Origin of the sequence: Halorubrum aidingense JCM 13560 (assembly GCF_000336995.1) — an archaeon.
Taxonomy (GTDB): Archaea; Halobacteriota; Halobacteria; order Halobacteriales; family Haloferacaceae; genus Halorubrum; species Halorubrum aidingense.
Genome location: NZ_AOJI01000002.1, coordinates 142,211 through 157,564, shown reverse-complemented (window position 1 = coordinate 157,564; position 15,354 = coordinate 142,211). Strand labels below are relative to the sequence as shown.

General features: G+C 65.6%; 11 protein-coding genes. 7 read left to right on the top strand and 4 right to left on the bottom strand.

Features of this window, described 5'->3' with window-relative positions:
• Positions 1 to 4 precede the first annotated feature (4 nt).
• Together C461_RS00750 and C461_RS00745 are read right to left on the bottom strand one after the other, a co-directional pair.
• Positions 5 to 1,408, bottom strand: a complete 1,404-nt coding sequence (locus C461_RS00750; RefSeq protein ID WP_007997729.1) for a selenium-binding protein SBP56-related protein — start codon at positions 1,406 to 1,408, stop codon at positions 5 to 7.
• Between the two features lie 142 nt (positions 1,409 to 1,550).
• Complete coding sequence (locus C461_RS00745; RefSeq protein ID WP_007997726.1) at positions 1,551 to 2,540, bottom strand: nucleoside hydrolase; 990 nt, start codon at positions 2,538 to 2,540, stop codon at positions 1,551 to 1,553.
• 115 nt (positions 2,541 to 2,655) lie between these two features.
• Between C461_RS00745 and C461_RS00740 the strand changes: the two genes are divergently transcribed.
• Both C461_RS00740 and C461_RS00735 read left to right on the top strand, forming a co-directional pair.
• Positions 2,656 to 2,892 (top strand): helix-turn-helix domain-containing protein, encoded by a 237-nt coding sequence (locus tag C461_RS00740; protein WP_007997724.1) that lies wholly within the window; start codon positions 2,656 to 2,658, stop codon positions 2,890 to 2,892.
• 52 nt (positions 2,893 to 2,944) lie between these two features.
• Entirely contained in the window at positions 2,945 to 3,973 is a 1,029-nt protein-coding gene (locus C461_RS00735) for a carbohydrate kinase family protein (protein WP_049906152.1), read from the top strand.
• Positions 3,974 to 4,072: 99 nt separating this feature from the next.
• Here the strand turns inward: C461_RS00735 and C461_RS00730 are convergent, their stop codons facing one another.
• Complete coding sequence (locus C461_RS00730; protein ID WP_049906177.1) at positions 4,073 to 4,795, bottom strand: DUF726 domain-containing protein; 723 nt, start codon at positions 4,793 to 4,795, stop codon at positions 4,073 to 4,075.
• A 531-nt stretch (positions 4,796 to 5,326) separates the two neighbouring features.
• Between C461_RS00730 and C461_RS00725 the strand changes: the two genes are divergently transcribed.
• Complete coding sequence (locus tag C461_RS00725; RefSeq protein ID WP_007997718.1) at positions 5,327 to 6,952, top strand: potassium channel family protein; 1,626 nt, start codon at positions 5,327 to 5,329, stop codon at positions 6,950 to 6,952.
• A gap of 127 nt (positions 6,953 to 7,079) precedes the next feature.
• On the opposite strand, the gene C461_RS00720 is transcribed toward C461_RS00725, so the two are convergent.
• The gene (locus tag C461_RS00720) at positions 7,080 to 9,083 is read right to left on the bottom strand and encodes an SLC13 family permease (RefSeq protein ID WP_007997716.1); all 2,004 of its coding nucleotides are present in this window, start codon (positions 9,081 to 9,083) and stop codon (positions 7,080 to 7,082) included.
• A 297-nt stretch (positions 9,084 to 9,380) separates the two neighbouring features.
• On the opposite strand from C461_RS00720, the gene C461_RS00715 reads away from it, so the two are divergent.
• The 4 genes from C461_RS00715 to C461_RS00700 all read left to right on the top strand — a co-directional run bounded on the left by C461_RS00715 (position 9,381) and on the right by C461_RS00700 (position 14,923).
• Complete coding sequence (locus tag C461_RS00715) at positions 9,381 to 10,661, top strand: amidohydrolase (RefSeq protein ID WP_007997715.1); 1,281 nt, start codon at positions 9,381 to 9,383, stop codon at positions 10,659 to 10,661.
• Positions 10,662 to 10,751: 90 nt separating this feature from the next.
• Complete coding sequence (locus C461_RS00710) at positions 10,752 to 11,399, top strand: hypothetical protein (protein ID WP_007997714.1); 648 nt, start codon at positions 10,752 to 10,754, stop codon at positions 11,397 to 11,399.
• 395 nt (positions 11,400 to 11,794) lie between these two features.
• On the top strand, positions 11,795 to 13,492 hold the full coding sequence (locus C461_RS00705) for a BCCT family transporter (protein WP_193365795.1): 1,698 nt from the start codon (positions 11,795 to 11,797) through the stop codon (positions 13,490 to 13,492).
• Between the two features lie 69 nt (positions 13,493 to 13,561).
• On the top strand, positions 13,562 to 14,923 hold the full coding sequence (locus C461_RS00700) for an aminotransferase class III-fold pyridoxal phosphate-dependent enzyme (RefSeq protein WP_007997712.1): 1,362 nt from the start codon (positions 13,562 to 13,564) through the stop codon (positions 14,921 to 14,923).
• Positions 14,924 to 15,354 lie beyond the last annotated feature (431 nt).

Genomic DNA, 15,354 nt, shown 5'->3' with positions numbered 1-15,354 from the left:
CCGATCACTGCCAGACGTCGCTCGTGCAGTCGCCGCCCGGCCAGCGGATCTCGTGAGCCCGCGCCGGTCCGCCGGGGGCGTCACCGAAGTCCACGAGGAACTCCTCGTCCAGTTCCATCCGTCCCTCGTCGGGGTAGACGTCGGCTTTGAGCATCAGCGAGCCGTCCGTGGCGATGTCCGGGAAGAACTGGTTGTCCCACGACGAGAACAGCGACGTCGTCCAGTAGAGCCGCTTGCCGTCCCGGGAGAGCTGGAGCATCTGTGGCGCGCCGCGGATCTCCTCGCCCTGCACCGTCTGCCGGTCGCCGAAGAGGCCGCCGGCCCACACCCGATCGACCAGTCGCGGATTACCCGCGTCGCTCACGTCGTACATCCGAACGTCCCCGTGGAGCCAGTTCGAGAAGAACAGGTACTGATCGTCCAGCGACAGCAGGATGTCCGTGATGAGCGGCGGCACCGGCATGTCCCAGTCCTCGTGTTCGCGCGGCTCCTCGTCGATGACGACGTCCCAGTCCCACGTGCCGTCGCTCTCCTCGTAAAAGCGGATGATGTTCGAGGAGAGCGCTGCGCCGATATACCCCTGCGTTTCCTCGGGGTTGTGGCTCATCCGAACCTCCAGCGGAATCTGCCCCTGCTCGCCGAATTCGAGCGTCTGGATGTGCTCGCGGTCGTCCCACGACCAGATGTGGATGCTGTCGCCGTAGTTGCCCGCCTCGACGTCGTCGAGGTCGAACCCCGGATAGTAGGTGTTCGGCGCGGCCCACTCGCTGGAGATCATGACGTCGTGGCGTGGCTGGTACCAGTAGTCGTAGTTCATCTCCATGTCGCCGCGGTCGGCCTCCCAGTGGCCGTCGATGCTGAAGTCCTCCTGATCCAACTGGAGGAACCCGCCGGGGAGCTCGCCGTTCGCGTCGCCGAGCATGCTGATGACAATCTTCCCGCCGGGGACGCAGTGGACCGTGTGCGGCGCGGACAGGTCGTGTTCGAACACCTCCTCCGGTTCGATGACCGTCACCATCTCGGGATCGCGCGGGTCCTCGGCGTCGATGACGTGAATGCGTGAGGACCGTTGGCCCGGAACGACCAGGTACTGTCGAGCGAGGCCCTCGGCGTGACACGACGACGAGCAGGCGTTCCAGCCGAAGTGGTGGAGTTCGTCCCCGTTGTTGGGCATCTCCACCGCGTCGATCAGTTCGCTGTAGGTGTCCGACGTGGGGTCGAGGTCGACGACGCCGACGAAGTCCGGGCCGTCGTTCTCCATGCCCACTCGCGGCGCCATCACGTACGCCGTTTCTTCACGGCCGCTCTCAGTCCGCATCGCGGCCGGCGTCGGATACCCCGGCCCCTCGACTTCGTGGTGTTCGTGACCGCTCTGTTCCGTACCGTGGCTGTGGTCATCTGTACTCATCCCAGAGCGCCGATACGAATTCAACACTATTAATAATGTAGTACTATTGACCTTCTCAGAATACGTTCACTTATCGATCACCGGGTCACATCGGTGACGGTTGAGTTTTCGACGGCTCGCCTGCGGTATCTCGGAACGGTAGTCACTGATCGGGACTTTCGCGGTGCGGATCGCCGTGCCGGAAGGCGTCGAGAAGCAGTTCGGTGAACCGGTCGCCGTCGACCGACTCGATCACCGTGGTTTTCGCCTCGCCGTCAGTGACCGCGAGCTCGTCGACCAGGCTGTATCCGCGCGTCATCCCCTCGCGGTCGTCGACGGCGACGTGATACGTGCTCGCCTCCTCCACGATATCCGGCTCGATCATCGTCGCGACCGTCATCGAGTCGGGCTGGGTGGTGACGTCGTCGCCCAGGGAGTCCTGTTCGGACTGGCTGTTGAACTCGCGAACGGCCGCGGTGACCGTGGTGTAAAACTCCGCTAACGGCGTGTCGACGGACTCGATCTCCGCCAGTACCTCCGCGTCGAACGCCGAGTCCCGGACGGTCACGCCCCAGTCGACCAGCGTGGTCTCGAAGGCGTCCATCACGATGGCGGCGGCGTCGGGATCGACCCAGAAGTTGTACTCCGCGGCGGGCGTGATGTTGCCCAGCGTGTTCACCGCTCCGCCCATGACCAACACCTCGTCGAGCAGCTCCGGCAGGTCGGGCTCGTGTTGGAGCGCGACCGCGACGTTGGTCAGCGGCGCGATACAGACGAGCGAGATCTCGCCGGGGTTCTCTCGGGCGCTGCGAACGATGAAGTCCACGGCGTGATCGTCCGCCGAGGGGATCCCCGTCTCGGGGAACAGCTCTCCGCCGAGGCCGCCCGCTCCGTGGACGTACTCGGCGAAGTCATGCTCCTTCTGTAACGGCGAGCGAACTCCCTCGTAGACGGGGACCTCGTCGGCCACACCGGCGAGGTCGAGCGTGTACTTCGCGTTCTCGACTTGGTAGTCGAAGGGGACGTTACCCGCACAGATCGTCACGCCTTCCAGTTCGACGCGGTCGGACAGCGCCGCCAAGACGAGCGCTTGGGTGTCGTCGCCGGCCGTGTCCGTGTCGACGATAATCCGTTTCGAATGTCCATCACTCATTGATCGCCGGTCACCTGCAAGCGATAAAGAGAGTCCGGTAGTGGAAAGAGACGAGCATCGCGTCCATCTGCGGAGGCGTCTCTCCCGACCCCTCGGACCTCTGCGGCGAGGGGGGGTGACGACGCTCTGGACCACCGACGAGTCCGCAACGTCGAACGTCGAGGTGGTCGACGGCCTGACCGACCGACAGCGCCCGGTGCTCGAACTCGCCGTCGAGGCGGGTTACTTCGAGCGGCCGCGGCACACCAACACCGGGGAGCTCGCCGACGCGCTCGACATCTCACGGGCGACGTTCACGCAGCACTTACGAGCCGCCCGGCGGACGGTGTTCGTAGCCGAGGTTCACAGGTGAGGCCACGATCGAGGAGGAAGACACAGGTGCGTCCACGGGGACGCACTACACGATGAGTACACAGGGTGTGTTGGTCGTCGGCGACGCGACGATCGATCTCTATCCGACGGACGCGACATCGATCACACCCGGGAGCCGCTTTGAGTGGCACATCGGCGGGACGGCGACGAACGTCGCGCGATGGGCCGCCTCACTGGGCAGTGAGACCGGCCTCGTGACGAACATTGGCACCGACATCATGGGGGAGATGGCCGCCCAGCACCTCGCGGAGAGTCCAGTCGACACGACACACGTGACACGGGTCGACGCGACGTCACCGCTCACGCTGTACGCCGCAACGGAGGACGACGAGCACTGGACCGCTTGGATAGCCGGGAGTTGCTATGGGTTCACCCCGCCCGCCGATCCGGCGACGCTCGTGTCCCCCTACGAGTGGGTCCACTTGGAGGGCGTCACGTTGCCGGCCGACGTGAATCAGACCGCGGTTCGACGGCTCGCCGAGGCGGCCGCAGCCGCCGGCACGAACGTCTCCTTTGATTTGAACGGGCGAACGACCCAGTGGCCCACACCAGACGCCTATCGGCAGGCGCTGCAGGACGTGCTGCAGTACTGCGATCTCGTCTTCGCTGGCACGGATGATCTCGCGGTGGCGGGTATCGATCGCACGCCGGCGGGAGTGCTCGAACTGCTCCCGCCGAACCACTCGGCGACGGCGTTCATCACTGACGGACCGGCAGAGACGACCGCGATGATCGTGGCTGACGGGGAGGTCATCGAGCAGGTGACGGCGACTCCGCCGACGGCCTCGGTCGCTACCACGGCCGGCGCTGGCGACGCGTTTGCCGGTGCGGTCCTCGCCGCACGGCACAGCGGCATCTCGGATCTCAAAGAGTTAGCAACGATTGGGAACACGGCCGGCGCTGGCGACGCGTTTGCCGGTGCGGTCCTCGCCGCACGGCACAGCGGCATCTCGGATCTCAAAGAGTTAGCAACGATTGGGAACACGGCCGGCGCGGCCGCGGTTTCGACGGTCGGACCGTTCGACACGGACCGCTTCGGTGCGATGGACCGTTTGCGCTGACCGCAAAACGCAGGCCGTCCGAATCGGCATAAAGGGTCACAGCAAACGGCGGTCCGCGATCGAATCGACGGAGACGCGTCCGGAGTCTATCCGGCCGACTCACTCGATTCCGATCCGCTCGATCGCCCGCGGCAGACACCCTTCTTCCGGCTCGACGTACGAGTAGTGGTCCGCGACGAGGTCGGTGACGTCGATATCCGTATACCTGGCCGGTGCGCTCGCCGACGCCGCGAGCCCTCCGTGACCGACCGCGCGGGTCCGGTCCGAGGCGCGATACACCCAGCCGAGGACCCGGTCGTTCCGGCTGTGGAAGTTGAAGACGGGGGCGTCGACCGCCGCGATGGCCGACCCGTACCGTCCGTCGGCCGCGACGCTGTCGTCCGGGATCGCTCCGCCGAACAGCGACACCGAGGCGAGGACGTCTGTCCGTCCGCGATCGGCGAGTTCGCGGAGCGTTGCCCCCGTCACGCGGGCGCCGAGCGAGTGAGCGAACAGGTGGACCGGTTGCCCGTCGTCGTCGGCCCACGCCGTCAGCCAGTCGGCGAGCGGGGCGGCGTTGGCGTCCGCGGTTCGCTTGGCCGGCCCCCAGTCGACGTTCGACGCCCACGAGTAGCCGACCACCGGGGGGCCGCCGGTTTCCGTGGTGGCTCCCGTCGCCGCTGCGAGGCCCAGCCGGGCGGTGTACGCCTGATCGCGAGCCGACGCGGCGTCCGCACCGAGGCCGTGGACGAACAGGACCACCGCGTCGGCCCCGCCGAAGTCCCACGAGCCCACTCGCTCCGTCGGATCAGCCGCGTCGAGTCGCCCCCGAGTCGTCACCATCGGCTGCGTCTCCGGCGCCTCGTACCCGCCGGAGTCGCCGCTCAGCGATCGCGTGACGTAGAGGCCGCCGGCTCCGAGGAGGCCGAGGCCGCCCGCGACCCCGAGGAGGAGTCGCCGTCTGGTGACGGGCCCGTCGGACGTGTCGTCCGCGCGGTCCGAGTCTGCTCTCTGCCTCGGGGCGTCCGGGCCGTCCGGGTCGTCTGCGCGGTCCGAGTCTGTTCCCTGCCTCGGGTCGTCCGGTCCGTCTGGGTCGTCCGTAGCGGTATCCGATGCGATACCGGAGTATCGATCCGGACGATCAAATACCTGACGCGGCAGCGACAGCTGGCGATGAATCGGGAGTCCCCCTCCGCAGATCTCGTTCGTCTCGACCGGCGGCGTCGGTGGTGCCACTCACACCCACGACGCCTCACCCTGGGTCTCCGCCCGTCGCGGGTGCGATCGGTGGGTGTCGCCGATCGGGGCACCGCTGAGCGAGTCGCCGCTATCGGGGGAGTGACTATTTGGTAGTGACTCCTGACGGTAGTTAGTATGGACCGGCGAACGCGTCTCATCGTCTATTATCTCGTCAGCGTCGTCAGCGTGCTTTCCGGGTTCGTGATCCTCTACAACTACGGGATGGCCACGTGGGAGGGCCGGCCGCAGCCGCTGTATCGCTCGCTCGAAGTCGTCATCCAGACGGTCACCACCGTGGGGTACGGGGGAGACGCCCCCTGGTCGAGCCCCCAAATGAACTACCTCGTCTCGCTGATGGCCCTTTCGGGGCTTGTGCTCATCTTTGCGGCATTGCCCGTGCTCGTCGTACCGCTCTTCGAGGACGCGTTCCGCACTACTGCGCCGTCGTCGGTACACGGGATCGATGGCCACGTGGTGCTGTGTAACTACGGGGCTCGCGAAGAGGTCCTCATCGACGAACTCACCGGACGAGGCGTCGAGTACGTCATCGTCGAGGACGACCGGGAGGTCGCGAACGACCTGTACACGTCGGGGTACACCGTGATGTTCGGCGACCCCGAGTCAGACGTGACGCTCCGGTCGGCCCGGGTGGAACACGCCGACACGCTGATCGCGAACATCGACGACGAGACGAACCTGAGCATCCTCCTCTCCGCCCGGGAGGTCAATCCCGACGTCCGGACGATCAGTCTGACTGAGGATCCGACCACTGCGGACTATCACCGATACGCGGGGGCCAACCACGTGCTCACACCCCGGCGAATTCTGGGGGAGCAGCTCGCGGGCATGGCCGTCGGCACATTCGACCCGGAGGCCGTCGACGCCGTCGAGATTGACGAGGACTTCGACATCGCGGAGTTCCCGCTCCAGAGCGGGAGCGAACTGATCGGCCGAACCATCGCGGACAGCGGCGTTTTCGAGCGGGCTGGCGCGGATATCATCGGTGTGTGGATCCGGGGCGATTTCCAGAGTCCACCCCCACCGAATGCGCGGTTTGACGCCCGAAGTGTTCTCGTCGCGACCGGCAGCGAGTCGGACCTCGATCGGTTGAAGGAGATGACTCTCTCCGAAGGCCGTCATCGGCGAGGAGACGTCATCGTCGCCGGAATCGGTGTCGTCGGGCAAGCCATTATGACCGCGCTCACGAGCGCCGGGTTCGAGTACACGACGATCGATCTCAGCGACACCTCGACCGTTGACGTGGTCGGCGATGCGACGGAACGAGACGTCCTCCGCGAGGCCGGTATCACGGACGCCGGTACCATCGTGCTCGCGTTGCCGGACGATACGGCGGCGATCTTCGCGACGTTCGCGATTCGCGAACTCAATCCCGGGATCGAGATCATCGCCCGAGCGAACGATCACGAGAGCGTGTCGAAGCTGTATCGCGCCGGCGCGGACTACGTGCTGTCGCTCGCGTCGGTGAGCGGACGGATGCTCGCGTCGATCGTCCTCGACGAGGAGATTCTCTCTCCCGGGACGCAGCTGAAACTCATTCGGACGACGGCGCCGGGTGCTGTTGGCCAATCGATCGCTGACGCAGACATCCGTCGCCGGACGGGATGTACGGTTGTCGCCGCCGAGCGAAACGGGAGCGTCGTCACCCATCCCGGGGCCTCATTCGTGATTGAACCCCGAGACGAACTCGTCGTCGCCGGGACTGACAAAAACATCACCCGGTTCCAGACCGAGTTCGCCTGACCGGATCCGACTCACTTCCGAGATCGCCGACTGGTGAACCGATCGTCGCTACGCCCGACCAGTCCGTCGACGTCGGGCTGGGAGACCAGACGTCGTCACCGAGGCACCCGCCGGGGAGCCAGTCGCGCTACAGCCCCCAAAAGAACGCGATGCCGGCCGTCGTGACGACCGTCAATATGAGTTGGAGCGGTGCACCGACGCGGGCGAAGTCCGTGAACTTGTAGCCACCCGGCCCGTAGACCATGAGGTTCGTCTGGTAGCCGACCGGGCTGAGGAGCGGCGTGCTGGCGGCGAACGTCACCGCGAGGGCGAACGCGAAGGCGTTGACGCCGAGTTGGCCCGCGACCTCGACGGCGATTGGAAGCATCAACACGATACTCGCGTTGTTGCTCACCATCTCCGTGATGACCGCGGTGCCGAGGTAGAACGCCGCGAGCATCGCGATCGGCGGGAGAACGACGCTCCCGGCGACGATCCCCGTCGCGATGAGGTCCGCGGTCCCGGACGCCTCGAACGCGACCCCCAGGGGAATGACGCCCGCGAGCAGGAATATCACGTTCCAGTCGACGGCCTCGTAGGCGTCTGCGGGCCGGAGGATACCCGAGAACAGCATCGCCACGACACCGGCGAGCGCGCTGACCATGATGGGGAGGTACTCGAGGGCAGCCAGCCCGACGACGCCGGCGACGATGCCCAGCGCGATAGGGATCTGCCTCCGGTCGAACTCCTCCCACCGGTCGTCGCTGGAGACGACCACGTTGGTGTTGGATTGGAGCCGGTCGAGGGCGTCCGGACTCGTCTGCACGAGCAGCACGTCCCCGGCCCGCGGGTCGACGTCGCGGAGGCGCTGTCGGATCACCTCGTCCCCCCGGCGAATGGCGAGGACCGTCGCGTCGAACGAGCGCTCGAAGCCGACGACGCCGTCCCGGCGGTTCGACCACGGCCCGGGGAGCAACACGACCTCGGTAAGCGAGGTCTCCGCCGTAGCGTCGTCAGCGTCCTCGTCGTCTTCGTCGTCTTCGTCCCCGTCGTCGTCGGTCTCGTCTGCCGTCGCGGAGGCGTCACCCGTTTCGGGCGGCCGATCCCACGCGTGGTGTGCCGGCAGGAACCCTTCGGGCAGCGGCTCGTCCTCGTCGGCCGCGGCGTCGCGGAGTTCGGGCAGGAGGACGAGGTGTTCGTCCTCGAGAACCTGTTCGAGCGTCTCTTGGCTCGCTCTCACCGAGAGGATGTCGCCGGCACCGATTCGCTCGTTCGGGAGCCCGTGAACGATGGTGCGGCCGTTGCGTACGATCTGGAACACGTCCAGATCGAGGTCATCGCGGCCCAGCTCTCGCACCCGCGACCCGACGAGGTCGGAGTCCTCGTGCACGACGACGGCGGTCAGGTAGTCGGACATCCCGAACTGGTCCGTGGGGGACCCCTCGGCGGTGATCCGGGCGGGCGTGAGGTATCGCCCGACGGTCAGCAGATAGCCGATCCCGACGGCCAGGACGATGGCTCCCAACTGCGTGAACTCGAACAGCGAGAACGGCTCGCCGGTCGGACCGATCTGCGCCCAGATATCGCTCGCGAGCAGGTTCGACGACGTCCCGATCACGGTGAGCATCCCGCCCATCATCGACGCGAACGACAGCGGAATCAGCAGTTTCGACGGCGAGGTCCCGGTCTTCCGGGCGAGGTTCATGACGGCGGGGATGAGTATCGCCACGATGGGCGTGTTGTTGACGAAGCCCGCCGACGGGCCGGCCAGCCCGACCGTCGCGAGGAGCTGTCGGAACTCGCTTTCGCCCGCGAACGACTCCATCTTCCGGGTGAGGATCTGGATGACGCCGGTCTTTCGAACCCCCTCGCTGAGGATGAACATCGACAGCACGGTGAGCGTCGCGGGGTTCGAGAAGCCCGACACGCCCTCCTCCGGGGAGACGCCGGTCCACGGGCCGAGGAGGATGAGCGTGACCATCAGCGCGATGGCCGTCGTGTCGATCGAGACCGGCTGGAGGACGAACAGGGCGAGCGCGACGGCGACGACGGCGAGCACGACGACCACGTCGAGGGAGACGGGAAGCTCTACCGGGAGCTGCTGGAGGAGTGTCGGCGCTGACAGCGCGAGGCCGCGTAGTACGTCCGTCACCGAATCAACTGTGTTGGGGTCCTCGTGGGGGCCACATAGTAGTACGGTTCCCGTTATCGCCGACGATCAACCGTGATCGGATGACAGCAATTGAGGCGCTCTTGCAGGCAGAGGGCGGCATCCCGTGGCAGCCCCTTGCTGGTCGGGCTCACCTCCTTCCGTGCCGGCCAAGGGCGTACGAACTCGCACCTCGCCTTCGCGGGCCGGGAATCGAGACTCCCAGCGTACAGAACCCCCGTCGATCGCGTCGAAACGGATGCCATGATTAAGTGTCCCGACCGCTTTGAGCCCGCAACGATGTCCCACGATGCGCGAGCCAGACTGACAGAACTCCGACGGGCGTTCCACCGGCATCCGGAGCCGGGATGGCGCGAGTTTCGAACGACCGCCCGCGTCGTCGAGGAGCTCGAGCGGATCGGCGTCGACGAGATCGCTATCGGCCGCGAGGCGCTCGCGACCGACGAACGGATGGCCGTCCCGGACGACGACGAGATCCGACCGTGGCTCGACCGCGCCCGTCGTGCCGGGGTCAGCGACGACCTCCTCGATCGCACCGCGGGCGGACACACCGGCGTCGTGGCGACGCTCTCGCAAGGCGAGGGGCCGTGCATCGGGCTTCGCGTCGATCTCGACGCGATCTCTATCGGGGAGTCCGCGGAGGACGACCACCGGCCGGCGTCGGAGGGGTTCCGGTCCGAACACGAGGGGTACATGCACGCCTGCGGCCACGACGCGCACCTCGCGATCGCGCTCGGGACGCTGGACGCGGTCTCGGAGAGCGCGTTCGAGGGGACGGTCAAAGTGTTCTTCCAGCCGGCAGAGGAGCTCTCCGGCGGTGGGAAGGCGATGGCCGAGAGCGGCCACCTCGACGGCGTCGACTACCTGTTCGCGCTCCACGTCGGACTGGGGCACCCGACGGGCGAGGTCGTCGCCGGCGTGGAAAGCCCGCTGGCGATGGCGCACCTGACGGCGACGTTCGAGGGTGCGAGTGCACACGCGGGGAAGGCGCCGAACGAGGGGGCGAACGCGATGCAGGCGGCCGCGGTCGCGATCCAGAACGCGTACGGGATTCCCCGCCACCGGGACGGGGCGACGCGGGTGAACGTCGGGCGGATCGAGGGGGGATCGGCGAGCAACGTCATCGCCGAGGAGGTGACGATCGAAGCCGAGGTCCGCGGCGAGACGACCGCGCTGATGACGTACGCGCGCACCGAACTCGAACGGGTACTCTACGCCGCCGCCGAGCTACACGACTGCGATGTCACGCCGCACGTGATCAGCGAGTCGCCGTGCGTCGACAGCCACCCGGCGCTCCGAGAGGTCGTCGGAAACGTGGCGTGGGACACCGACGGCGTCGAGCGCGTGATCCCGACCGAGGAGTTCGGCGCGAGCGAAGACGGAACGTACCTGATGCAGCGGGTCCAAGACGCCGGCGGGTTGGCCTCGTACGTGCTCGTCGGCACCGACCACCCGACGAGCCATCACACGCCGACGTTCGACATCGACGAAGCGAGCCTGGACATCGGCGTCTCGCTGCTGTCGGATACGATCGTGGAACTCTCGCGTCGTCGGCCGTAGCGGGTCGCAGACCGGAAAAATACGGGGCTCTCGGCGACGATCGTTGGTGGGATCAGTACTGTTAATCCGGTGGCACCCGCTCTGTGTACCATGAGCCAGAACGACGTGCCGGAGTCGCTGGAGGCGGCGGCCGAGTCGGACCGGCCTCGCGGAATCCTCACTCCGTCCGACCGTGACTTTCTGCTCGGACGGAAGACGGATTACACGGATCACTCGCGGAAACAGAAGCGGAACCGGATCCGACGCCGCGTCAGGAACGCGATCCTCGATTTCAGTATCCTGTTCGAGTGTCTCGAAGAGCGCGACCGGAAGACGGTGTTCGACCCGGCCGACGAGGACCGCGAGGCGTACACGCAGGGGATCACCGACATGCTCGCGTTCCTCCACCTCGGGACGATGGGGTACCACACGCCGTTCAAGGACATGCTCTCGGAGGGCGTCGGGAAGGCGGAACAGCGGCTCGCCGGGTCGAACTACCGCATGGTCAACGTGGAGTTCAACGTCGAACCGGTCGGGCAGATCGACGTCGACGACGTGGTCGAGAAGCTCGAAAACGACGAGTTCGCCGAGCTGACCGACGAAGAGCTCCGCGCGTTCGTCCGCCTGCTGACCATGTCGGAGTCGTTCTCGCCGGAGGAAGCCGGCGAGGAGATCAAAGAGCGCGTCGACGAGTTCGCCGAACGGCTGACGGAGAGCGCCGCCTCCCACGAGCGCACGCTCGAAGAGCTGACGAACTGATCGGCGCGGGACGGACCGATCCTGCCCGGTAACGAATATCGATGACGAGCAGGTCTCCGCCGACCGGCCCTCCGCGGTGGTCCGAACTAGATATCGGTTCGGCGCTGCCCGAGTATCGATGTGAATCGGTTGGACGGTCGGGCCGATTTCGAACGTTTCTCGGCAATTGCCCAATATCTCGCGATCATCTCTGTAAATATCCCTCGAGCAGATATTAGCTACCCATCATGTTGATCGTCTATACAATCTACGGGATTCGTATAGAATATCGCATGTTGAGAAACGTTTATTGTGTACACCATCGATCCACAGCGCATGCTACCTCGTAGCATGGTACTCGATCGACGGAGGCACCGTGGATCAAGCAGCCGTCACCGTCGTGGGGGTGTCTCCTGATGAGCGGCTCTGAACCGGGCATGATCGAGGAGTTCCGGGACGAGATCGATCCGCTCGTGTTCGCGTTCGGCGCCCTGTTGACTCTGGGCGTGATCGTCGCGTTCTTCGTCAGTCCGTCCGCCGTCGAGAGCGGAATCTCTTCACTGAACAACCAGTTGCTCGGGGCGTTCAACTGGGCGATGATGTTGATCGTGTTCCTGATCGTGTTGTTCCTCCTCTTTTTGATCGTGGGGCCGTGGGGCGGGATCAAACTCGGTGACGAGCCGCCGGAGTACAGCTTCCTGTCCTTTTTCGCGATGCTGTACTCCGCGGGGTTCGCGGCGGGCGTCGTATTCTGGGGGCCGACCGAGGCGCTGTTCTACTACGACAGCCCCTCGCCCCTCTTCAGTAACGTCGAGGGGGGCACGGCCGAGGCGATGACGGTCGCCGTCCAGCAGACGCTGTTCCACTGGGCGCTGCCGCAGCTCGCGGTGTTCACGATCATGGGCATCGCGATCGGCTACTTCGCGTACAACTACGAGAACGTCCCGCTGCGCGTCTCCTCAGCGCTCACGCCGATCCTCGGTGCCGAGAACCTCGACGGTCCGCTCGCGAAAGTTGTCGACATCCTCGCCGTCTTCGCGACGATCGGCGGCGTCGCCACGTCGCTCGGGTTCATCGGGAGCCAGTTCGTCACCGGGCTCGACTACCAGTGGGGGATCAACATGGGCGATATCGGGATTCTACTCGTCGTCACGATGATGACCCTGCTGTTCACGACCTCGATGGTGCTCGGGGTCGACAAGGGGATCCGTCGGCTCTCGAATTTCAACATGGTGCTTTTCGTCGCGCTCATGCTCGCGACGTTCGTCGTGGGGCCGACGCTGTTCCTCGTGCTGCTCGGCACGCAGGCGTTCGGTGGCATGATAACCGACTTCGTCTCGATGAGTCTCTTCACCGGCGCCGGACCGATGGGGTCGGGCGACGCGAGCGCGACCGGTTGGGTCAACGCCTGGACGGTGTTCTACTGGGCGTGGGCGCTCTCGTGGTCGCCGTTCGCCGGGCTGTTTATCGCTCGGATCTCCAAGGGCCGGACCGTCCGGGAGGTCGCGTTCACGGGAATCGTCGCGACCTCCGGGGCCACCATCCCGTGGTTCACCTTCGTCGGCGGCACCGCGGTCTGGGCGCAGCACAACGGCGTCGCCGATTTCAGCGCGGTGATGTCCGGCGAGGCCGGTGCGGAGGTGTCCGGGTTCATCCTCTTCGAGGCGCTCAACTTCTCGTTGAACCTCGGGGGAACGTCGATGACGATCCCGATCGGGTCCGTGCTGATCTACGCGTTCATGATCCTCGTGACGACGTTCTTCGTCACGTCGGCGGACTCCTCGACGCTGGCCGTCTCGATGATGACCACCGGCGGGAAAGCGAAGCCGTCGAACATCAACCGCATCTTCTGGGGCGTCGTCCTCGGGATGACCGCGGCCATCCTGATGATCCTCGGCGGTACCGGCAGCGCGAACACGCTCCAGCAGGCGGCGATCATCACCGGGACGCCGTTCGCCTTCGTCTGCTTCCTCGCGATGCTCTCGCTGATCAAGGACTTCGGCGAGAACTACGACCAAGTGCTCTTACAGGACGAGACGGTGCTGTACGGATCGTCTCGTGACGCCGATTCCCGGTCCAGTTCGGTCGGATCGATCGAGTCGGACGACGACTGAGGCTCGTCGCGTCCGATCTTCGCGGTTTTCATACCAAGTTTTAATGGATACTGTACACATAAACTGTGTATGAATAGGGACACGGCGGAACCCACCGCGGACGCGCTGCCGGGCCCGAACGCGGAGCGCTGGGTCGAATTCCACCAGCGGCACGCCGCCCCCAGCGAATACTCCCACGAGTTCGTCTGGGACGTGACCCGCGAGGCCGACGGACCGTTCGTCACGGACGTCGACGGCAACGTCCTCCTCGATTTCACCTGTCACATCGGCGCCGCGCCGCTCGGCTACAACAACGAGAAGGTGCTCTCGAAGCTGCGCGAGTTCGACCTCGTCGAGCCGATGAAGATCGCCGGCCAAGACATGTACTTCGGTGCCGGTCCGGACCCGACGGAGGCCGACTTCCCCGGATCGAGCCACCTCATGGACCGGCTGACCGACGTCACCAGCCACTACGGGATGGACACGGTGTTCCTCTCGAACTCCGGTGCCGAGGCGATGGAGAACGCGATGAAGATCACGCACGACTACCGCGCCCCCGCGAAGTACGGCGTCGCCTTCGCCGGGAGCTTCCACGGCCGCACGCTCGGCACCCTCTCGCTGACGAAGTCCAAAGACGTGTACACGCGTCAGTACCCCGAGATCAGCGGCGTCGAGACGGTTCCGTTCTGTGCGGATCGCAGCTGTGACGCCGAAAGCTGCGACTGCGGGTTCTTCGCGGGCGGCGACTCGCAACTCCGGAGCATGCTCGCACCCGAGGGCGGCCACGTCGACCCGTCGGAAATCGCGTTCCTGACGCTCGAACCGATCCAGGGCGTCGGCGGCTACCGCTTCCCCAGCGAGGCGTTCATGGACGAGGTCGCGGCCGTCACCGACAAGTACGACATCCCGCTCGTCGTCGACGAGATCCAGTCCGGCGTCGGCCGGACGGGCGAGATGTGGGCGGCGGACCACTACGCCATCGAGCCGGACGTGATCGCGGCCGCGAAGGCGCTGCGCGTCGGCGCGACGATCTCCCGGTCGGACGTCTTCCCGACCGAGAAGAACCGCCTCGGCTCGACGTTCGGCGGCGGCGACCTCCTCGGCTCGATGATGGGCGCGTTCACGCTGGAGGCGATCCGAGAACACGACCTGCTGGCCAACGCGACCCGGCGCGGCCGTCAGGCGAGAGAGATCCTCCGCGACGACGCGGCCGACTCCGTCGTCGACGTTCGCGGCAAGGGGCTGATGCTCGCCGTGGAGTTCGACACGCCGGAGCGTCGCTCCGCGGTCGTCGAGGCGTCTCTCGACCGCGGACTCCTGACGCTCGGCTGCGGGAAGAAGACGATCCGGTTGTTACCGCCGCTGGACGCGACTGAACGCGAAATCGCGCTCGGAACGGGGATCTTCCTCGACGCGATCGACGCGGTCAGCGCGAGCGCGACGGCCGACTGACCCGGCTGTCGGTCCTCGGATCCAACCGGGCTGGCCCCCGGTGGCCCTGTTGAAACCCTTAAAAATAGACATAAGCGGCGTGCTGAATGTAACGCGAAAATTCAGCAGCTGCCACAAGGAGGACGTTTGCGGCGTTCTGCTCAAATGCTGTTACGCCGTTAATCAGTAATTATCTCTGCGTGACATTCGCCTCCCTATATTTGGCGACGCGTTGTACAGTTACGGTATCATAAACCATGGAGCCGAAGCCTGAACGCCGATGTCACTTCTTAATCGGTGTTTCGCTGGTACTCTTGACGATCGGCATTGGATATCTCTCAATTGTTGGGAGTACATTGGCTGACTTCGTAGTGATAACCGCCGGGCTCTTGCTCGGCTGGATAGCTTTCATATATTGCTTCGCAAGTGCCTCGTTCTGGAAATAACGGCTC

Bases quoted from the DNA above. Each gene is read 5' to 3' on its own strand.
- C461_RS00705 (WP_193365795.1), top strand. From the start codon at position 11,795: ATGAGCGGCTCTGAACCGGGCATGATCGAGGAGTTCCGGGACGAGATC.
- C461_RS00735 (WP_049906152.1), top strand. From the start codon at position 2,945: ATGAGTACACAGGGTGTGTTGGTCGTCGGCGACGCGACGATCGATCTC.
- C461_RS00710 (WP_007997714.1), top strand. From the start codon at position 10,752: ATGAGCCAGAACGACGTGCCGGAGTCGCTGGAGGCGGCGGCCGAGTCG.
- C461_RS00750 (WP_007997729.1), bottom strand. From the start codon at position 1,408: ATGAGTACAGATGACCACAGCCACGGTACGGAACAGAGCGGTCACGAA.
- C461_RS00725 (WP_007997718.1), top strand. From the start codon at position 5,327: ATGGACCGGCGAACGCGTCTCATCGTCTATTATCTCGTCAGCGTCGTC.
- C461_RS00700 (WP_007997712.1), top strand. From the start codon at position 13,562: ATGAATAGGGACACGGCGGAACCCACCGCGGACGCGCTGCCGGGCCCG.
- C461_RS00715 (WP_007997715.1), top strand. From the start codon at position 9,381: ATGTCCCACGATGCGCGAGCCAGACTGACAGAACTCCGACGGGCGTTC.
- C461_RS00745 (WP_007997726.1), bottom strand. From the start codon at position 2,540: ATGAGTGATGGACATTCGAAACGGATTATCGTCGACACGGACACGGCC.
- C461_RS00730 (WP_049906177.1), bottom strand. From the start codon at position 4,795: ATGGTGACGACTCGGGGGCGACTCGACGCGGCTGATCCGACGGAGCGA.